This window comes from Enterobacter hormaechei subsp. hoffmannii, assembly GCF_001729745.1.
In the GTDB taxonomy this organism is placed as follows: Bacteria; Pseudomonadota; Gammaproteobacteria; order Enterobacterales; family Enterobacteriaceae; genus Enterobacter; species Enterobacter intestinihominis.
This window is the reverse complement of record NZ_CP017186.1, coordinates 2,355,151-2,375,669: the sequence shown is the minus strand read 5'-3', so window position 1 is coordinate 2,375,669 and position 20,519 is coordinate 2,355,151. Positions and strand designations below refer to the sequence as shown.

The window sequence follows — 20,519 nt, the reverse complement described above, 5'->3', positions numbered from 1 at the left end:
TCTTACTGGAGAGAAAACGGCAATAGCAATAATTAAGAATTGATAATCAACGATCTGCCCCAATTTACTGTATTCTGAAGTGACTTTGTTCAGGGTTCCAGACAATGAAGGACGGCGATGAAGCGACTTAAAAACGAATTCAATTCTCTGGTGAACCGTGGCGTTGATCGCCATCTGCGTCTTGCCGTTACCGGGCTGAGCCGCAGCGGTAAGACGGCATTCATTACGGCGATGGTCAATCAGCTGTTGAACCTGCATGCTGGGGCGCGCCTGCCACTGCTTAGCGCGGTGCGCGAGGAGCGATTGTTAGGCGTAAAACGCGTACCGCAACGTGATTTTGGCATCCCCCGTTTCACCTATGATGAAGGTCTGGCACAGTTATACGGGGAGCCTCCCGCCTGGCCCACCCCGACGCGTGGCGTGAGCGAAATTCGCCTTGCGCTTCGTTTTCGCTCGAATGAATCCCTGATGCGTCACTTCAAAGAAACGTCCACGCTGTATCTCGAAATTGTGGATTATCCGGGAGAATGGCTGCTCGATTTACCGATGCTGGCGCAGGATTACCTGAGCTGGTCCCGGCAGATGACCGGTCTGTTGCAGGGGCAGCGGGCAGAGTGGTCGACCAAATGGCGCCAGCTTTGCGAAGGGCTGGATCCGCTGGCGCCGGCGGATGAAAACCGTCTGGCCGTGATAGCCCAGGCCTGGACGGATTACCTGCATCAGTGCAAGCAGGAGGGGCTGCATTTTATTCAGCCGGGCCGTTTTGTTCTGCCGGGAGATCTAGCCGGTGCTCCCGCGCTACAGTTTTTCCCGTGGCCGGACGTTGACCGCATCGGCGAATCGAAGCTGGCGCAGGCAGACAAGACCACCAACGCCGGTATGCTCCGCGAGCGATACAATTATTACTGTGAGAAGGTGGTTAAGGGTTTTTATAAAAATCATTTTTTACGCTTTGACCGCCAGATCGTGCTGGTGGACTGCCTGCAACCCCTCAACAGCGGGCCGCAGGCGTTCAATGATATGCGGCTGGCGCTGACGCAGCTGATGCAAAGTTTTCATTATGGCCAGCGTACGCTGTTTCGCCGTTTATTCTCGCCGGTCATCGACAAGCTGCTGTTTGCCGCCACAAAAGCTGATCATGTGACGGTCGATCAGCACGCCAACATGGTATCCCTGCTGCAACAGCTGGTGCAGGATGCCTGGCAGAACGCGGCGTTCGAAGGGATTAGTATGGATTGTCTGGGTCTGGCGTCCGTACAGGCTACGCAGAGTGGGTTGATTGACGTGAATGGCGAGAAAATTCCGGCCCTGCGGGGCAACCGACTCAGCGACGGTGAGCCGCTCACGGTCTATCCGGGCGAAGTTCCCCCACGTCTGCCGGGCCAGGCTTTCTGGCAAAGCCAGGGTTTTCAGTTTGAAGACTTCCGTCCGCAGAGCATGAACGTTGACCAGCCATTGCCGCATATCCGTCTGGATGCCGCGCTGGAGTTTTTAATTGGAGATAAATTACGATGACGGAACCGTTAAAGCCCCGCATTGATTTTACCGGCCAGCTTGAGCAGTCCCCGCATGAGGCGTTTAGAACAGCGCAAACCTTCACCGGTCCGCAGGCCGACAACTTTGCTCCCGTGCTGGCAGAGGAGCCGTTGGTTGAAGAGGGGCAGGCGGAAGCGGTCGTTGATGCGGCACTGCGCCCGAAACGCAGCCTGTGGCGTAAGATGGTGACCGCCGGGTTAGCCCTTTTTGGTGTGAGCGTAATTGGTCAGGGCGTGCAGTGGGGCGTCAATGCCTGGCAAACCCAGGACTGGGTAGCGCTGGGGGGATGCGCCGCCGGGGCGTTGATCGTTGGTGCGGGCGTCGGCTCGGTCGTGACCGAGTGGCGTCGCCTCTGGCGTCTGCGTCAGCGTGCGCACGAACGCGATGAAGCGCGGGATCTGCTGCACAGTCACGGCACCGGAAAAGGGCGTGCTTTTTGTGAAAAGCTTGCGGCTCAGGCCGGGATAGATCACTCTCACCCGGCGCTTCAGCGCTGGTATGCGGCGATCCACGAAACCCAGAATGACCAGGAAGTGGTCACGCTCTATGCGCACATTGTTCAGCCGGTACTGGATGCGCAGGCTCGTCGTGAGATCAGCCGCTCGGCGGCGGAATCCACCCTGATGATTGCCGTCAGTCCGCTGGCGATGGTGGACATGGCCTTTATCGCCTGGCGCAACCTGCGCCTGATCAACCGCATCGCCAGACTGTATGGCATTGAGCTTGGCTATTACAGCCGACTGCGCCTGTTCAAACTGGTGTTGCTGAATATCGCCTTCGCCGGGGCAAGCGAACTGGTGCGGGAGGTCGGGATGGACTGGATGTCGCAGGATCTTGCGGCGCGTCTCTCTGCCCGGGCGGCGCAGGGGATTGGTGCCGGTCTGCTGACGGCACGCTTAGGAATCAAAGCGATGGAGGTTTGTCGTCCACTCCCCTGGATCGATGGCGATAAGCCGCGGCTGGGGGATTTCCGTCGCGAATTGATTGGTCAGCTTAAAGAGACGCTCAATAAAAAACCTGCTCAGTGAGGTTTCGTTTACTAATCGTGCGGGCTGTCAATATTTGTTGACAGCCACCTTCCCGAATACCGTGATCTGACATATCATTTTACTGTTATTGGCTTAAACGGTGAATTTCCCATGCGTCTGGAAGTCTTTTGTGAGGACCGTCTCGGTCTGACCCGCGAGTTACTTGATCTTCTTGTTTTACGTAGCATTGATTTACGTGGCATAGAGATCGACCCTGTCGGGCGAATTTACCTCAATTTTGCCGAAATTGAATTTAATACCTTCAGTAGCCTGATGGCCGAAATCCGCCGTATCGCTGGCGTTACGGATGTACGCACCATCCCCTGGATGCCATCCGAGCGGGAACACCTTGCGCTGAGCGCACTGCTGGAAGCAATGCCGGAGCCGTTTCTCTCTCTCGATCTGAAAAACAAAGTCGAGCGCGTTAACCAGGCCAGTTGCCAGCTGTTTGCGCAGACTCAGGAAAAGCTTATCGGTCATCACGCCACGCAATTGATCCCAGGTTTTAATTTCCAGCGCTGGCTGGACAGCAACCCGCAAAATACCCATAGCGAGCACGTCGTCATCAATGGACAGAATTTCCTGATGGAGATCACGCCGGTCTACCTGAAAGGGGAAAATGCCGCGCGGGTGCTCACCGGCGCGGTAATCATGCTGCGCTCCACGGTGCGCATGGGACGCCAGTTACAGAACCTTTCCAGCCAGGACGTCGGCGCATTCAGCCAGATTATTGCGGTGAGCCCGAAGATGCGTCACGTGCTCGACCAGGCGCGCAAGCTGGCAAATCTTACGGCACCGCTGCTGATTACCGGGGATACCGGTACGGGGAAAGATCTGCTGGCGCATGCTGTGCATATGGCCAGCCCGCGTGCGGCAAAACCGTATCTGGCGCTGAACTGCGCGTCTATTCCTGAAGATGCGGTGGAAAGTGAACTGTTCGGGCATGCGCCGGAAGGCAAAAAAGGCTTCTTTGAACAGGCGAATGGCGGCTCGGTGTTGCTGGACGAGATTGGTGAAATGTCGCCACGCATGCAGGCGAAACTGCTGCGTTTTCTCAATGACGGCACGTTCCGCCGCGTGGGGGAAGATCATGAAGTGCACGTGGATGTACGCGTCATCTGCGCCACCCAGAAAAACCTGGTGGAGCTGGTGCAGAAAGGGGTATTCCGCGAAGATCTCTACTATCGTCTCAACGTTCTGACGCTTAATATTCCTCCGCTGCGCGATTGCCCGCAGGACATCATGCCGTTGACGGAACTCTTCGTCGCCCGTTTTGCCGACGAGCAGGGCGTGCCGCGTCCGAAGCTCTCTGCCGACCTGGGTACCGTGCTGACGCGTTACGGCTGGCCGGGCAATATTCGTCAGCTAAAAAATGCGGTCTATCGCGCATTAACTCAGCTTGAAGGGTATGAACTGCGTCCTCAGGATATTCTGTTGCCGGATTACGATGCCGGGACGGTCTCGGTAGGCGAAGAGGCAATGGAAGGCTCGCTGGATGACATCACCAGCCGTTTCGAGCGTTCGGTGTTAACGCAGCTTTATCGCAGCTATCCGAGCACGCGCAAGCTGGCTAAACGTCTTGGGGTGTCACATACCGCGATTGCGAATAAACTGCGCGAGTATGGGTTAAATCAGAAGAAGGGTGACGAATAAATAAAAAAGCCTCTTTGCAGAGGCTTTTTTACGTTTAGGCTTTAAGTGCCTCAAGTGCAGCGGTGTAATCCGGTTCGGTAGTGATTTCGTTAACCAGCTCACTGAAAACAACGTTGTCGTTTTCGTCGATCACCAGCACCGCACGAGCAGCCAGACCCTTCAGCGCGCCTTCGGAAATGGCAACACCGTATTTTTCCAGGAAATCCGGGCTGCGCAGAGTGGAAAGGGTGATGACGTTGCTCAGGCCTTCAGCGCCGCAGAAGCGGGACTGGGCAAACGGCAGGTCAGCAGAAATGCACAGCACTACGGTGTTGTCCATTTCGGTCGCCAGCTGGTTGAATTTACGCACTGATGCAGCACAAACGCCCGTATCGATGCTTGGGAAAATGTTCAGGACTTTACGTTTGCCAGCAAACTGGCTCAGCGTGACGTCAGACAGATCTTTAGCCACCAGAGTAAAAGGCTGTGCTTTGCTGCCAGACTGTGGGATGGAACCTGCAACAGCAACCGGGTTGCCCTGGAAATGAACGAGTTGTGACATAGATATCTTCCTGTTTACAAATAGTTAACGTCGTGGCTAGTGTATGTCATCCGCAGTTAGCACGGCAAACCAATTTTCTGCCTTTCCGGCCTGCAAGGAGTCAGTGATGAGAAGCGTTAAGGTCTATGAAGAAGCCTGGCCATTGCACACCCCGTTTGTGATCTCGCGTGGCAGCCGTAATGAGGCCTGTGTGGTCGTGGTTGAATGTGAAGAGGACGGCGTAAAAGGCGTCGGGGAATGTACCCCTTATCCTCGCTACGGAGAAAGCCTGGCGTCAGTCATGGCGCAAATTATGACGGTGGTGCCCGAGTTGCAGGCGGGCCTGACGCGTGAGGCTCTTCAGCAGAGGTTGCCGGCCGGAGCGGCACGTAACGCGATTGACTGCGCACTCTGGAGTCTGGAAGCGGCGAAACAACAAAAACCGCTACCTTCGCTGCTGGACGTTACGCTGCCGCAATCGATCGTCACCGCGCAAACGGTGGTCATCGGTGAACCAGAGCAAATGGCGGCCAGCGCCCAGGCGCTATATGCAACCGGTGCAACCTTATTAAAGGTGAAGCTCGACGATCGTCTGATTAGCGAACGCATGGTCGCCATTCGTGCGGCGGTACCTGATGCCACCCTTATCGTCGATGCGAACGAATCATGGCACAGCGAAGGGCTGGCAGCCCGTTGTCAGCTGCTTGCCGATCTGGGCGTTGCCATGCTTGAGCAGCCTCTCCCGGCAGAAGACGATGCCGCGCTGGCGAATTTTATTCATCCGCTTCCCGTCTGTGCAGACGAAAGCTGTCATACCCGTGAGAGCCTGTCAGCCCTCAAGGGCCGCTACGAGATGGTGAACATCAAGCTGGATAAAACGGGTGGGTTAACCGAGGCCCTGGCACTGGCACAAGATGCCCAGGCGCAAGGCTTTTCCCTGATGCTGGGCTGTATGTTGTGCACGTCCAGAGCGATCGGTGCTGCACTCCCGCTGGTGAACAGCGTGCGTTTTGCCGATCTGGATGGCCCAACCTGGCTGGCGGTTGACGTTTCACCCGCCCTGAGTTTTACCTCCGGCGTACTTCATCTTTGAGGCTGCCAGCGCAGAAGATCTGTCATCGCTCTGAGGTATTTTTCACTCGCTTCATCCGAGGAAATAGGCGGAAACTCTGCGGTGATACAGTGAAGACTGAGGTCCGCGCACCAGCTGCCAAACGACCCGGGCGTTTCATACCCGACGCTGGTTACCAGAGGTAGAGCAAACGCTTCCGCCAGCCACTGCCCGAGCGCCGTATGACGAGGATCTTCAATACAGGCGAGGGGATCGTGGAAAGAGACAACCCAGGCCGGGTGGATCTTATGAATAAGCTGGCACAGCGCCTGGGTTTCGGGCTCGGAACCCGGTTTTTCTCCCGTAAGCAGGACCACATCTCGTTCCTGCGCCGAACTGTTCCAGCGATACACCGTTTCACCGGCACGCCAGTTTGCTGCCGGAAAGTTCCTGTTAAGGTCAACGCCTCGTGCGTTCGCCCGTAATCCAAGCTGGCATCCGTCCGGGTTGACGGTCAAAATCACATGATGTCGTCGTAAATCGGGGGCCAGCGTACGTAGCGCGCACGAAAGCGTCACGATGGACGAGTTTTCATCGCCATGTGTGCCCGCAATGATTAAGCCGCTAGTGCGATCGGGCTCGGGAGCCGGAAACCAGATCAGTGGGGCGCCTAAAAATGAGCGGCCATAATGTTCAGTCCCGGGCGGGAAGGCGCCGCGTTCCGTTCTTGGTCGGGTGGTTGCCATAATAAACCCTGATGATGAAGTCGCTTCTGGCAGTGTTGTGCAAAACCCGCGCTTAATCAAATAGTTTCCGTCTGTGTGTAAAATTGCCTGACATCAACTTTCCTGAGGAAGCATTTGCATTTCTCCGTTTCGAAACAAATAATTACGCATCTGCCTGTTACCTGACATCATTAAGGGGATCGTATGAAGCATCCTGTTTCGCTTCTTTGCACTGCGCTGTGGCTGTGCGGGTTTTCTTCACTTTCATATGCCGCGGAGGTTCCCAGGGGAACGGAGCTGGCGCAAAAGCAGGAGCTGGTTCGACACATTAAAGATGAACCCGCCTCGCTCGATCCGGCAAAAGCGGTGGGTTTACCCGAGATACAGGTGATCCGCGACCTTTATGAAGGGCTGGTGAATCAGAACGAAAAAGGGGAGCTGGTTCCCGGCGTGGCGACGCGCTGGCAGAGCAACGATAACCGTGTCTGGACGTTTACGTTGCGGGATAACGCGAAGTGGTCTGACGGCACTCCGGTGACGGCACAAGATTTTGTCTACAGCTGGCGTCGTCTGGTTGATCCTAAAACTACGTCACCTTTCGCCTGGTTTGCAGCGCTGGCGGGTATTAATAATGCGCAGGCCATTATCGATGGTAAAGCTGCACCGGAAACGCTCGGCGTGACGGCAGTCGATGCTAAAACGCTGCGCGTGCAGCTGGATAAACCGCTGCCATGGTTCAGCAACCTCACGGCTAGCTTTGCGTTCTATCCTGTTCAAAAGGCAAACGTGGAAAGCGGTAAAGAATGGACGCGCCCTGGCGCGCTCATCGGCAACGGTGCGTATGTGCTGAAAGATCGCGTGGTGAATGAAAAACTGGTAGTTGAGCCGAATACTCACTACTGGGATAACGCCAACACGGTGCTTAAAAAAGTCACCTTTGTGCCAATCAACCAGGAGTCCTCAGCGACCAAACGCTACCTGGCGGGCGATATCGATATTACGGAATCATTTCCGAAAAACATGTACCAGAAGCTGCTTAAAGATATTCCGGGACAGGTTTATACACCGCCACAGCTTGGGACCTATTACTACGCGTTTAACACACGAAAAGGCCCAACTGCGGATGCCCGCGTACGTCTGGCGCTCAGCATGACTATCGACAGACGTATTATGGCGGAAAAAGTCCTGGGAACCGGTGAGAAACCGGCCTGGCATTTCACTCCCGATGTCACTGCCGGTTTTACACCGGAAATCTCGCCATTTGAGCAGATGTCGCAGCAGGAGCTAAACGCTCAGGCGAAAACGTTATTACAGGCAGCAGGCTATGGTCCCCAGCGCCCGCTGAAATTAACGCTGCTGTACAACACGTCTGAAAACCACCAGAAAATCGCCATTGCCGTCGCATCTATGTGGAAGAAAAATCTGGGTGTTGACGTTAAGTTGCAGAATCAGGAATGGAAGACCTACATCGACAGCCGCAATACCGGGAATTTCGACGTGATCCGTGCGTCGTGGGTAGGGGATTACAATGAGCCGTCGACATTCCTGTCGCTGCTGACGTCCTCTCACACCGGCAACATCTCACGGTTCAACGACCCTGCTTACGATAAGATTATTCATCAGGCGACGCTCGAAACCACTGAAAAAGCGCGTAATGCAGACTACAACATGGCCGAGAAGATCCTCGCCGAGAAAGCGCCGATAGCCCCTATTTATCAATACACCAATGGCCGCCTCATTAAGCCCTGGGTTAAAGGGTATCCGATAAATAACCCAGAGGATGTTGCGTACAGTCGTACAATGTATATTGAAAAGCATTAAAAAAACAGGAAAGGCGCTTAAGTGGTTTTGGCAAATAGCTATACATCGCTTAAGCGCCTGAACACACGGTTCATGGTACCTACAGGCTAGTTATTATCAAAATTCCTTTCATAAAAAATCATTTATTCTTTTGATGAATGCTTCGAGCGACATCTCTTTTCCAGTTTATTGAAAAGCGTGCAAGCATTTATACATCCTCCATGTAATAGCTTAATTCCTGCTATTTAAAACCTGACTTTTGTCCGATATAGGATTTTTCCATATTCAGGAGGTTTATTGAATAAGATGATATGTCTCTGCGATTTTGCAGCTGATGCTTAGATCAGCATTGATATAAATCAATTATTCAACGACAGGTGGCAATGAATTCAATATTCTCTATCAAGGCAGACGTTCCTGCTAATCTATTGTGAATAAATGGTTAATACTTTCTGCGTGCCACTTATATCTGGAATTTATAAATACTACTGATTAGTGGAAAATTCTTAAGAAAAATCCATATACAGATCTTTGATCTGAAAAGTTGATCATGAATGGGCTTTTGCTCTAATATGGTTTTGTAAAGACCCGTCACTCACTTAACTCGTATTTCTTGCAAAGAAAGGGACTGCTATGGCCGATTCATTTCAGAATGAGGTGCCCAAGGCACGCATAAATTTAAAACTGGCGCTGCATACAGGCGGCGCGCAGAAGAAAGTCGAACTGCCGCTTAAACTTCTCACCGTCGGTGATTTCAGTAATGGAAAAGAGAATCGTCCATTGTCCGAAAGGAAGAAAATCAACGTCAACAAAAATAACTTTAATAGCGTACTTTCGGAATTTAACCCGGAGGTTAATCTGACGGTGCCTAACACCATGGCTGTCGATGGTTCGGAGGAAAGTATAAAACTGAATTTCTCCGATATTAAGGATTTCGAACCTGAACAGGTTGCCCGCCAGATCCCCCAGCTCCGCGCCATGCTGGCCATGCGTAATTTATTACGCGACCTCAAATCCAATCTTCTTGATAACGCCACTTTCAGAAAAGAACTCGAGAAAATTCTTAAGGACCCGGCGCTGTCTCAGGAATTACGCGACGAAATGAGTGCACTGGCCCCGAAATAAGCGGCATGTGTAATTTAATGGATTAACCGGGAATATGCTGATGTCTGTGAATAGTGAAACCGCCTCCGCGCAGGGGCAGATCATCGTACTGGAAAAAGAGGGCGTTTACGCCTCCCTGTTTGAAAAAATCAACCTGACTCCGGCCTCGAGCCTGGGTGATATCAATGCGTTTCTGGATGATGCCGCGCTTTCTGACGCGCCGGCGGGTGAACGCCTGACGGCGGCGATGCAGGTGTTTATGGACTGCATCCGCAAATCCGGTCAGCCCGTGGAGAAGCTCGACAAAACGCTGATTGACCACCATATCGCCGAACTGGATTTCCAGATCAGCCGTCAGCTGGATGCCGTAATGCATCACCAGGCGTTCCAGAAGGTGGAGTCCCTGTGGCGCGGCCTGAAGCAGCTGGTGGACAACACCGACTACCGCCAGAATGTGAAAACCGAGATTCTGGACGTCTCCAAGGACGACCTGCGCCAGGATTTTGAGGATGCACCGGAACTGATCCAGAGCGGCCTCTACTGGCACACCTATACCGCCGAATACGACACCCCGGGCGGCGAGCCGATTGGTTCCGTGATTTCATCCTATGAATTTGACGCCAGCCCGCAGGATGTGGCGCTGCTGCGCAACATCTCGAAAGTGTCTGCCGCCGCACACATGCCGTTTATTGGCTCTGTCGGCCCGAAATTCTTCCTGAAAGACTCTATGGAAGAGGTTGCTGCGATTAAGGATATCGGCAACTACTTCGACCGCGCCGAGTACATCAAGTGGAAATCTTTCCGCGACACCGACGACGCCCGCTACATCGGCCTCGTGATGCCGCGCGTGCTGGGGCGTCTGCCGTATGGCCCGGACACCGTACCAGTACGCAGCTTTAACTACGTTGAGCAGGTGAAAGGCCCGGATCATGAGAAATACCTGTGGACCAGCGCGTCGTTCTCCTTCGCGTCAAACATGGTGAAGAGCTTCATCAATAACGGCTGGTGCGTGCAGATCCGTGGCCCGCAGGCGGGCGGGGCGGTGAAAGATCTGCCTATTCATCTGTACGATTTGGGTACCGGCAACCAGGTGAAAATCCCGTCTGAGGTGATGATCCCGGAGACCCGCGAGTTTGAGTTTGCCAACCTCGGCTTTATTCCGCTCTCGTATTACAAAAACCGCGACTATGCCTGCTTCTTCTCGGCGAACTCCGCGCAGAAACCGGCGCTGTACGACACCGCAGATGCCACGGCCAACAGCCGCATCAACGCCCGTCTGCCATACATCTTCCTGCTGTCGCGTATTGCGCACTATCTGAAGCTCATCCAGCGCGAGAACATCGGCACCACCAAGGACCGCCGTCTGCTGGAGCTGGAGCTGAATACCTGGGTGCGTAGTCTGGTGACGGAAATGACCGATCCGGGCGATGAGTTGCAGGCTTCTCATCCGCTGCGTGACGCGAAGGTGGTGGTGGAAGATATCGAAGACAACCCGGGCTTCTTCCGCGTGAAGCTGTTTGCGGTGCCGCACTTCCAGGTGGAAGGCATGGATGTGAACCTTTCTCTGGTGAGCCAGATGCCGAAAGCGAAAGCGTAACGTAAGGCAGGAAGCATGAAAACGGAACAACCGTTATGGGGCAGGGGCCAGATGGTCTCTCCCCAGCACTTCCAGCAACAGGCCGCGTATGCGGCCTGGTCTGCGGAATGCATCGCCCGGTTAGGCCTCTCCCATCCCTGGGGAGTGATTGAAGCCACTTTCGAACCGGATGCACTGAAACTGGGCCGCCTGCAGGCCCGCCATCTGCACATCCGTTTCCCCGACGGGACGCTTATCGACACGGATAATGCTGACGATCTGCCACCGGTTCTGGCGCTGGAGAGTGAATCAAATGAGGTGGTAGTGATGCTCGCGCTACCGCTGCTGCGCGCGAATGGTGGCAACTGTCTTAAGCCCGATGAGGTAGCCGGGCGTCCTGTTCGCTATCGCCAGCGTTGGCAGGATATCCGCAATACCTTCGGGGACGATACCCGCCAGATTGCGGTAATGCGTCCTGAGCTGACGCTGCGGTTTGCACATCAGAACAACAGCGATTACCTGACCTGTCCGGTTGCCCGCCTGCAGCAGGATCTGCAGGGGGCGTGGCAGCCTGATGAGACGTTTCTCCCCCCGCTCCTGGCCATCGAGGGCAGCCGCTGGCTGTTAACCCAGCTCGAACAGCTGATGATCCAGCTACGTGTACGCCTGAGCCGACTGATGGCCATGCGACGGGAAAGTAATGAGCGCATGGCAGACTTTGCCGTGGCCGACGTGTCGCTGTTCTGGTTGCTGAATGCCCTCAACAGCGCTGAGCCCGTGCTGGGGCAGTTTCAGCGCCATCCGCAAAGTCCGCCTGAACGCCTGTATCCGGAGCTGGCCCGCCTGGCGGGCAGCCTGCTGACCTTCTCGCTGGAGCACCAGGTGAGTGCGATCCCGGTCTGGCAGCACGAGCAACTGAATAACGTATTTCCGCCGCTGTTTGATTTACTGGGGGACCTTCTGGAAGCCAGTCTGCCATCGCGGGTGGTGGCGATTGAGCTTGAGCACGATGCCCGGCTGCACTTCTGGCAGGCCCGTCTGCATGATCCGCGTCTGCGTGAAGGGGCGGATTACTACCTCTCCGTGCGTTCAATGGTGCCGGTAGCTCAGCTGCAGGAGCAGTTCCCGCGCCAGTGCAAGGTTGGCAGCCCCGATCATGTCAGAAGTATCGTCAATTCATCGCGGGTGGGCGTGCCGCTGACCCCGCTGCGCCATGTGCCGGCAGCCATTCCGTTACGTCTGGAAAATCAGTATTTCAGTCTTGATGTCTCTCATCCTCAGGCCACTGAAATGCTCCAGGGCGGCACCTGCATGTTTTACGTTCCGGGCATGCTCGGCGAGCCTGAACTTGAACTCTTTGCGGTGCTGAGAACATGAGTGAGCGTAAACGCGGCGCTGCCGCGGCCATTGATATTGATGCCCTGCTGCAGGATACCTGGCTGCAGGTGATCAGCCTGCGTCACGGTCCGAAATTTCAGGATGGAGAAGGGCGCACGCTGTGGGAGCGTTGCATTGCTGATGTCGAACGTGTGCAGCGTGAGTTGAAAGCGGGCGAACTTGATGAAGCCAGCTGCCGGCATATTCTCACCGCACAATGTGCGCTGCTGGATGAGGCGGTTAAGAGTCGCGGTGTGGAGGATGATGCCTGCGTGCAGTGGTATGACATTCCCCTGCAGGGGCACTTCCTTGGCACCATGGACGCCGGTGACACGCTGTGCGATCGGATGCGCGATGTGCTGCGTGAACCGGCTCCTGACCACGCTGTCGTGACCTGCTTCCAGCGGGTCATGATGCTCGGATTCCTCGGCAACTTCCGCTCCCTGAACGATCCTGAGCGGCAGAAACTCATGAATGCACTTAATGAACATGTTGCGCCGTTCAGCTATTCACAACCCCATCCCGTTCTGGCGGAAAGCCATGCCGGACGGGGGATAGGGGGTTGGCTTGCTTCATGGCCCATGCGCATTGGCCTGAGTGTGGTGGTGGTCACCGCATTATGGTGGGGACTGGATTGCTGGCTGGATCAGACACTGCTTACCCTGCTGCCGGGAGCCGTGAAATGAGCCCTGCACAACAGCGCGGGCTTGCGCTCTGGGCTGCCCTGCTGAGTGCAGTGGTCTGCCTGTGGTTTCTGCCAGCATCCCGGCTGGTTTCCGTTCTCGTCCTGCTGGCGGTACTGGGGCTAATCATGGCGTTCTGGGCTGTCGCCTGCCGTCGCGTGCAGCACGATTTAACCCTGTGTCTGGAGGACCTGCCTGAAACCAGTTATTGCCAGCCCGTGGTACTGGTCTGTGGCGATCTGCCGCTTGCCTGGCCGCATCAGTCACCGGTACTTACTGTCACGCAGGGCTGCTGGATCCGTGTGGAGGATCATCTGGAACTGGAGCAGGCCGCCCGTCAGGTACTGTGGTTGCGCCCCGACTGGGGACGTCAGCTGTCAGTGATGGTCAGTGTTTGTCCGCAGCAGCACCCTGACAGTGAACGCCTTACCAGTCGTTTGCTTGCCCTGCGCTGGCAGATTAGTCGGTTGCGTAAAGCAACCGGCCATTCTGTGCCACTGGTTCTGAATGGACAGGTCGGCAGTGCGATGATGAATGACATGCTCTGGCAGACGGCGATCCTGGGGGAAGGGGTAAAAGTCTGGAGTGGGACTTCAGCGCCTGGCTCAGTTGCTGAATGGGTTAATACTGGCGGAACGCCTGCGATGCATCAACAGGTGCTTATGAACAGCCTGATGAGCTGGTTCCAACAGCACGTCCACGCTGTCCTTATGGATGAAAACCCCGATATTCCTGTCATTGAACCTGTTGCGGTTCTGTGGGGATTGGGCCCGATCCTGGCCGGAAGCATGGCCACCTCTGTCTGGACAGCGTGGTTGTCCCGCCATACTGCGATGCAGCAGGTGTCTGGCTGGCAGCCGGCGGGAACGGACAGTACGGTTATTTCCCTGTTCCCGAATTTTGTCCTCCCTTTACTGCCAGAAGGACGAGGCCTGACACCGCATGGACGAACCTGGCGCGGTGCGCTCGGAATCGTCACGCTGGCGACCATTGCTGCACTGCTCAGCAGTGGCTGGAACAACCGCCAGCTGCTGCAACGCGTTAGCTTCGATATTGTCCGTTACAACAGCATCGCCATGGATGATTACGGTCCTAAAGCCAGCGCCGTACAGGTGCTGCGCGAGGATGCGGCGCTGCTGGATGAGCATGCACGCAATGGTGTACCGGCCCGGCTGGGTCTGGGGCTTTATCGGGGGGAACGTCTGCGAATACCGGTGCTGGAAGCGATCCGCTCATATGTGCCACCACCTCCTCCACCAAAGCCTGTGGAAAAGGTCGCGCCGAAAATCATCCGCCTCGACAGCATGTCGCTGTTCGATACCGGCAAATGGGCGCTGAAACCCGCCTCAACAAAGCTGCTGGTGAACTCACTTGTGGGGATCAAGGCGAAACCCGGCTGGCTGATTGTGGTCGCAGGCCATACCGACAGCACCGGGGATGACCAGTCCAACCAGGTCCTGTCCCTGAAGCGTGCGGAGTCCGTGCGCGACTGGATGCGTGATACCGGCGACGTGCCGGAGAGCTGTTTTGCGGTGCAGGGCTACGGTGAAAGCCGTCCTGTCGCCACCAACGACACGGCAGAAGGCCGGACGCTGAACCGCCGTGTCGAAATCAGTCTGGTGCCGCAGGCGAACGCCTGCCAGCTGCCGGGCAACACCCCCGCGTCATCGCAGGATGATGGCGCTGATAACAACTTAACGGAGTAATTAACATGGCAATACCAGTCTATCTGTGGCTGAAGGACGACGGCGGCTCGGACATCAAAGGGTCTGTGGACGTTCAGGATCGTGAAGGCAGCATCGAGGTGGTGGCCCAGGAGCATAACCTGTACATCCCGACCGACAATAACACCGGCAAGCTGACCGGCACGCGTATCCACACCCCGTTCCTGTTCACCAAGGAAATCGACTCCTCCAGCCCGTACCTGTACAAGGCGGTGACCACCGGCCAGACCCTGAAGTCTGCGGAATTTAAGTGGTACAGAATCAATGACGCAGGCCAGGAAGTGGAGTACTTCAACACGAAGCTTGAGAACGTGAAGCTGGTGAAAGTGAATCCGAAGATGCACGACATCAAAGATCCGGCGTTCGAGAAGCACAACCACCTCGAGCAGATTGAACTGCGCTACGAAAAAATCACCTGGACCTACAAGGACGGCAACATCATTCATTCCGATTCCTGGAACGAACGCGCCACCGCGTAAGTCGCATGCGGACAGGGCCCTGTCCGCAGTTTTTTGCACAGCGTCTGTATGCACGGACGCTGTGCAAAGAAAAACACAATCTGCCTGCCCGACCTGATGCGCTTTGGGATCCTGAATAACAGGGAACAGCGACGGGCGGTAGCGTGTCCGGAACTGATAAAGAGAGAGTCTCATGGAAAATCCAGCCATCCTGTTACGCCGTCTTAACCCTTACTGTGCCCGCGCGATGGAAGGGGCCGCTTCCCTGTGCCAGACCCGCGCCCATGCGGAAATCCTGCCCGAGCACTGGCTGCTGAAGCTGCTGGAGCAGGGTGAGGGCGACCTGACGGTGCTGGCGCGGCGCTACGAATGGGATATGGATACGATATGGCAGGATATGCTGGGTTTTCTGGACAGCCTGCCACGTTCGGTGCGCAGCCGTCCGCAGCTGTCGGACAGTGTCCGGGCTCTGATGCAGGAGGCCTGGCTGCACGCCTCGCTGTCGGGGGAAGAGCACATCCGCAGCATTCACCTCCTGATGGCCCTGGTGGACAAACCGAAACTGGTGCGCTGCGACGGCCTGTGGCCGCTGCTGACGCTGGCGCAGAGCCAGCTTGAGCGCCTGCGGGGGCTTCTGGATGCGCAGTCGGATGAACGCCCGGAGGTGCAGCAGGAAGCGGAGCTTACGCAGGGCGATGAGGTGGAGTTTGTCGGCCGTCCGGTGAATGCGGATATAAAAGGAGAGCTGAACCCGGCGTTACAGAATGCGCTGGACAGGTTCACCCTCGACGTCACCGCCCGCGCCCGTGAGGGCAGAATCGACCCGGTCTATGGCCGCGACAATGAAATCCGCCAGATGGTGGACATTCTTTCCCGGCGCCGCAAGAACAACCCGATTCTGGTCGGCGAACCGGGAGTCGGCAAGACCGCGCTCGTGGAAGGACTGGCGCTGCGCATCGCGGAAGGCAATGTGCCGGACGCGCTGAAGCCGGTCTCGGTACGCACCCTTGACCTCGGCCTGTTACAGGCGGGTGCAGGCGTGAAGGGTGAGTTTGAACAGCGCCTGAAAAACATCATCGACGCGGTGCAGCAGTCACCCCTGCCGGTTCTGCTCTTCATTGACGAGGCGCACACCATTATCGGTGCGGGCAACCAGGCGGGGGGCGCCGATGCGGCCAACCTGCTGAAACCGGCGCTCGCCCGCGGTGAGCTCAGAACCATCGCCGCCACCACCTGGAGCGAATACAAGCAGTACTTTGAGCGCGACGCCGCGCTGGAGCGTCGTTTCCAGATGGTTAAAGTTGACGAGCCGGACGACGACACCGCGTGCCTGATGCTGCGGGGACTCAAGCCACGTTACGCGCAGCACCACGGTGTGCATATTACCGATGAGGCGGTCAGGGCGGCCGTCACGCTCTCCAGACGCTATCTGACCGGACGCCAGCTGCCGGACAAGGCGGTTGACCTGCTGGACACCGCTTCGGCCCGTGTCCGCATGAGCCTCGATACGGTGCCGGAGCCACTGACCAGGATGAAGGCGCAGCTCACGGCACTTGCCATGGAGAAACAGGCGCTGCTGGAGGATATCGCGGTGGGCAATACCGCCCACGGCGAACGTCTGGCCGCCATCGGAGAGGAAGAAGTCGGCATCATTTTGCAGCTCGATGAACGGGAAACCCGGTACGGCCAGGAGCTGAAACTCACGGAAGAACTGCTTGCCTGCCGTACGGATATCTCCCGCCAGGGAGAGATTGCGGACCTTCAGATGCAGCTTACTGCCGTGCAGCAGAATACCCCGCTGCTGGGGCTGGATGTGGACGCGCGTACCGTCGCCACCGTTATCGCCGACTGGACGGGCGTACCGCTCTCTTCCCTGATGAAGGACGAGCAGACGGAACTGCTGAGTCTTGAGCACAGTCTGGCGAAACGCGTTGTCGGCCAGGACAGCGCACTGAATGCCATTGCGCAGCGCCTGCGCGCCAGCAAAACCGGTCTGGCGCCGGAGAACGGCCCGCAGGGCGTGTTCCTGCTTGTGGGGCCGAGCGGCACAGGCAAGACCGAAACCGCCCTGGCGCTGGCCGATGAACTGTTCGGCGGCGAGAAGTCCCTTATCACCATCAACCTCTCGGAATACCAGGAGCCACACACCGTCTCGCAGCTCAAGGGCTCACCGCCGGGCTACGTGGGTTACGGTCAGGGCGGCATTCTGACCGAAGCCGTCCGTAAGCGCCCGTACAGCGTGGTGTTGCTGGATGAAGTGGAAAAGGCACACCGGGACGTGATGAACCTGTTCTACCAGGTGTTTGACCGGGGCTTCATGCGCGACGGCGAGGGGCGGGAAATTGACTTCCGTAACACGGTGATACTGATGACCTCGAACCTTGGCAGCGACCTTATCATGCAGATGCTGGATGAAAATCCGGACGCCACCGAAGGCGACCTGCATGAACTGCTGCGTCCTGTCCTGCGGGACCACTTCCAGCCCGCGCTGCTGGCGCGCTTCCAGACGGTGATTTACCGTCAGCTGGCACAGGCAGCGATGCGTACGATTGTCGGCATGAAGCTCGGCCAGGTGAGTCAGCGCCTGGCCCGGCATTACGGCATGAAAACCGCTATAGCAGACAGCCTGTCTGATGCGCTGACCGATGCCTGCCTGCTGCCGGACACCGGGGCGCGCAATATCGACAGCCTGCTGAACCAGCAGATTCTGCCGGTCCTGAGCCAGCAGCTGCTGAGCCAGATGGCGGCGGGAAGGAAGCCGCATACCCTGACGCTTGGCTGGGATGAGGAAGAGGGCATAGTGCTCGAGTTTGACCGGACAGAAGGTGAGCATGCATGAGCAGTAATCTTCCCTTACGATTCAGCCACAGCCATCACCTGCTTTCGGTGAAGGGCTGCGATGCAGGGCTTGATGTGCTGGCATTTGAGGGCGATGAAGCCCTGAGCACGCCGTTCAGCTACCGTACTGAATTCACCAGCGCGGATCATGCCATCAGCAAAGAGATGATGCTGATGAAAGCGGCTTCCCTGACGCTACAGGCCCCGGTAGACCAGGGTTACGGTATCAAAATACAGCAGCCGGTGCGGGTGATTCAGGGCGTGGTGACCGGTTTTGAACGCCTCAGCACGTCAAAAGATGAAACCCGCTACGCCCTGACGCTTGAGCCGCGTCTGGCGCTGCTCGACCGCTCGCACCAGAACGCGATTTACCAGGACATGTCCGTCCCGCAAATCGTGGAAAAAATCCTGCGCGAACGTCACGGCATGCGCGGCCAGGACTTCCTGTTCTCACTGAGTAAAGAGTATCCACGCCGTGAGCAGGTGATGCAGTACGCTGAGGACGACCTGCACTTTATCACCCGCCTGCTGGGTGAGGTCGGTATATGGTTCCGCTTCACCACCGACACGCGCCTCAGCATTGACGTGGTGGAGTTTTATGACAGCCAGCAGGGGTATGAGAAAGGCCTGACGCTGCCGTCTGTACCGCCATCGGGCCAGCATTCAAAAGGCGTGGATTCAGTCTGGGGAATGGAATGCCATCACAATGTGGTGCAGAAGCAGGTCAGCACCCGGGACTACAACTACCGTCAGGCCACGCAGGACATGAACACCCGGGTTGACGCGACCGGCGGGGATGTCACCACGTACGGTGATGCCTACCACTGGGCGGATAACTACCTGACGCCGGGCAGCGCGTATGACCGCAACCCGGCAGCGGAGTCCGGGGCGTTTTACGCCCGCATCCGGCATGAGCGCTACCTGAATGGCCAGACGCAGACCGTTGCTTTCACCAGCTGCCCGACCCTTTCACCGGGTATGCGGCTGAAAGTCACCGGCGGGTACGAAGTGGCGGAGGTGTTTACCCAGGGCGTGGTGGTCACGGCGATGCACAGCCATGCCCGGCGTGATGCAGACTTTTGCGTCAGGTTTGACGGTATCCCGGACAGCGCGGATTTTTGCTTCCGCCCGGCGCCAGGCCGCCGCCCGGTGATGGCCGGCACCTTACCGGCCCGCGTCACCAGCACCACCGAAAATGACACCTACGGGCATATCGACAAGGACGGTCGCTACCGCGTCAATATGCTGTTTGACCGTGAGAACTGGGAAACCGGGTTCGAGAGCCTGTGGGTCCGTCAGTCCCGCCCGTATGCGGGGGGCACCTACGGCCTGCACCTGCCGCTGCTGGCAGGCACCGAGGTGGCGATTGGTTTTGAGGACGGCAACCCGGACCGGCCGTACATTGCCGGTGTGCTGCACGACTCGGCGCATGGCGACCACGTCACCATCCGCAACTACAGACGCAACGTGCTGCGCACGCCGGCGAACAACAAAATCCGCCTCGACGACGAGCGCGGGAAAGAGCATATCAAGGTCAGTACGGAGTACGGCGGCAAGAGCCAGCTGAATCTAGGCCATCTGGTTGACAGCGACAGGCAGAAGCGCGGCGAGGGGTTTGAGCTCAGGACGGACAGCCGGGGTGCCATCCGGGCGCAGAAGGGGATTTTTATCAGTGCTGACGGCCAGGCGAAGGCGCAGGGCCAGGTGCTGGAGATGGCGCCGGCGGTCAGCAATCTCGGCGATGCCCGGGAGCAGATGACATCCATCTCCGGTGATGCGCAGCAGGCGACCGCGAACCCGGCAGACCTTCAGGCGCAAATCGCCCTGCTGGAGCAGCATCTGACGGACCTTAAAAAATCGGTGCTGCTGATGAGCGCACCGGACGGTATGGCGCTGACCAGCGGACAACACCTGCAGGTCTCGGCCGGGCAGAACCTGATTGCCACAGCCGGTAAAAATGCGGACGTCAGCGTGGTGAAAAATATGTTCATCGGGGTGGGCAGTGCCCTGAGCGTGTTTGTGCGCAAGCTGGGAATAAAGCTTATCGCGAACCAGGGGCCGGTGCAGGTACAGGCACAGAATGACCTGATGGAATTACTGGCCCGCAAGGAAATCAGCATCGTCAGCACGGAAGATGAAATCAAAATCCTTGCGAAGAAGAAGATCACGCTGAATGGTGGCGGGAGCTATATCACACTGGATGCGAATGCGATTGAGGCGGCGACGCTCGGGGATTACCGGACACGGGCGGGATTTTATGACCGGCAGCAGAAGGCAAATAAACCAGAAGATTTCCCGAGTATTGCCCCGATAGCAGCAGAACCTGCCAGCTCCGGTAACAACCAGCAAGAAAAACCAGACAAAGACGAAGATGTCCCGGGTACTGGTCCTGCTGCTCCGGAAGCAGCAGAGCCAGCCAGTTATTTCCTTTTTTCCTGACACGGAG

General features: G+C 56.9%; 15 protein-coding genes. 13 read left to right on the top strand and 2 right to left on the bottom strand.

Annotated elements, in window-relative coordinates; all coding sequences use genetic code 11:
• Positions 1 to 117 precede the first annotated feature (117 nt).
• From BFV65_RS11110 to tyrR, 3 genes are all read left to right on the top strand, one after another.
• Positions 118 to 1,515 (top strand): YcjX family GTP-binding protein, encoded by a 1,398-nt coding sequence (locus tag BFV65_RS11110; RefSeq protein ID WP_022648291.1) that lies wholly within the window; start codon positions 118 to 120, stop codon positions 1,513 to 1,515.
• Entirely contained in the window at positions 1,512 to 2,564 is a 1,053-nt protein-coding gene (locus BFV65_RS11105; RefSeq protein WP_069596634.1) for a YcjF family protein, read from the top strand. The genes BFV65_RS11110 and BFV65_RS11105 overlap by 4 nt, the downstream gene beginning before the upstream one ends.
• A 111-nt stretch (positions 2,565 to 2,675) precedes the next feature.
• Positions 2,676 to 4,217 (top strand): transcriptional regulator TyrR, encoded by a 1,542-nt coding sequence (gene tyrR, locus BFV65_RS11100; RefSeq protein WP_023300239.1) that lies wholly within the window; start codon positions 2,676 to 2,678, stop codon positions 4,215 to 4,217.
• A 34-nt stretch (positions 4,218 to 4,251) separates the two neighbouring features.
• On the opposite strand, the gene tpx is transcribed toward tyrR, so the two are convergent.
• On the bottom strand, positions 4,252 to 4,758 hold the full coding sequence (gene tpx, locus BFV65_RS11095; RefSeq protein WP_003856889.1) for a thiol peroxidase: 507 nt from the start codon (positions 4,756 to 4,758) through the stop codon (positions 4,252 to 4,254).
• A gap of 106 nt (positions 4,759 to 4,864) precedes the next feature.
• Between tpx and ycjG the strand changes: the two genes are divergently transcribed.
• Positions 4,865 to 5,830 carry an L-Ala-D/L-Glu epimerase gene (gene ycjG / locus BFV65_RS11090; protein ID WP_045308907.1) on the top strand — a complete coding sequence of 322 codons (966 nt, stop codon included), beginning with the start codon at positions 4,865 to 4,867 and terminating at the stop codon, positions 5,828 to 5,830.
• On the opposite strand, the gene mpaA is transcribed toward ycjG, so the two are convergent.
• Complete coding sequence (gene mpaA / locus BFV65_RS11085) at positions 5,821 to 6,534, bottom strand: murein tripeptide amidase MpaA (protein ID WP_063145833.1); 714 nt, start codon at positions 6,532 to 6,534, stop codon at positions 5,821 to 5,823. The two genes, ycjG and mpaA, sit on opposite strands and share 10 nt — an antisense overlap.
• Before the next feature lie 183 nt (positions 6,535 to 6,717).
• Between mpaA and BFV65_RS11080 the strand changes: the two genes are divergently transcribed.
• The 9 genes from BFV65_RS11080 to BFV65_RS11040 all read left to right on the top strand — a co-directional run bounded on the left by BFV65_RS11080 (position 6,718) and on the right by BFV65_RS11040 (position 20,512).
• Positions 6,718 to 8,334: a peptide ABC transporter substrate-binding protein gene (locus tag BFV65_RS11080; protein WP_069596633.1), complete on the top strand. Its 1,617-nt coding sequence runs from the start codon at positions 6,718 to 6,720 to the stop codon at positions 8,332 to 8,334.
• Positions 8,335 to 8,946: 612 nt separating this feature from the next.
• Positions 8,947 to 9,438: a type VI secretion system contractile sheath small subunit gene (gene tssB, locus BFV65_RS11075; RefSeq protein WP_023300236.1), complete on the top strand. Its 492-nt coding sequence runs from the start codon at positions 8,947 to 8,949 to the stop codon at positions 9,436 to 9,438.
• A 34-nt stretch (positions 9,439 to 9,472) separates the two neighbouring features.
• Positions 9,473 to 11,014: a type VI secretion system contractile sheath large subunit gene (gene tssC / locus BFV65_RS11070; RefSeq protein WP_081330545.1), complete on the top strand. Its 1,542-nt coding sequence runs from the start codon at positions 9,473 to 9,475 to the stop codon at positions 11,012 to 11,014.
• Between the two features lie 15 nt (positions 11,015 to 11,029).
• Positions 11,030 to 12,370 carry a type VI secretion system baseplate subunit TssK gene (gene tssK / locus BFV65_RS11065; RefSeq protein WP_022648283.1) on the top strand — a complete coding sequence of 447 codons (1,341 nt, stop codon included), beginning with the start codon at positions 11,030 to 11,032 and terminating at the stop codon, positions 12,368 to 12,370.
• On the top strand, positions 12,367 to 13,056 hold the full coding sequence (gene tssL, locus BFV65_RS11060) for a type VI secretion system protein TssL, short form (RefSeq protein ID WP_023300235.1): 690 nt from the start codon (positions 12,367 to 12,369) through the stop codon (positions 13,054 to 13,056). Before tssK ends, tssL begins: the two co-directional genes overlap by 4 nt.
• A complete protein-coding gene (locus tag BFV65_RS11055) occupies positions 13,053 to 14,759 on the top strand; it encodes an OmpA family protein (RefSeq protein ID WP_069596632.1) in 1,707 nt (568 codons plus the stop codon). Before tssL ends, BFV65_RS11055 begins: the two co-directional genes overlap by 4 nt.
• Before the next feature lie 5 nt (positions 14,760 to 14,764).
• A complete protein-coding gene (hcp, locus tag BFV65_RS11050) occupies positions 14,765 to 15,256 on the top strand; it encodes a type VI secretion system effector Hcp (RefSeq protein ID WP_069596631.1) in 492 nt (163 codons plus the stop codon).
• A 172-nt stretch (positions 15,257 to 15,428) separates the two neighbouring features.
• Positions 15,429 to 18,074 (top strand): type VI secretion system ATPase TssH, encoded by a 2,646-nt coding sequence (gene tssH, locus BFV65_RS11045; protein ID WP_069596630.1) that lies wholly within the window; start codon positions 15,429 to 15,431, stop codon positions 18,072 to 18,074.
• Positions 18,071 to 20,512: a type VI secretion system Vgr family protein gene (locus BFV65_RS11040; RefSeq protein ID WP_081330544.1), complete on the top strand. Its 2,442-nt coding sequence runs from the start codon at positions 18,071 to 18,073 to the stop codon at positions 20,510 to 20,512. Before tssH ends, BFV65_RS11040 begins: the two co-directional genes overlap by 4 nt.
• Positions 20,513 to 20,519 lie beyond the last annotated feature (7 nt).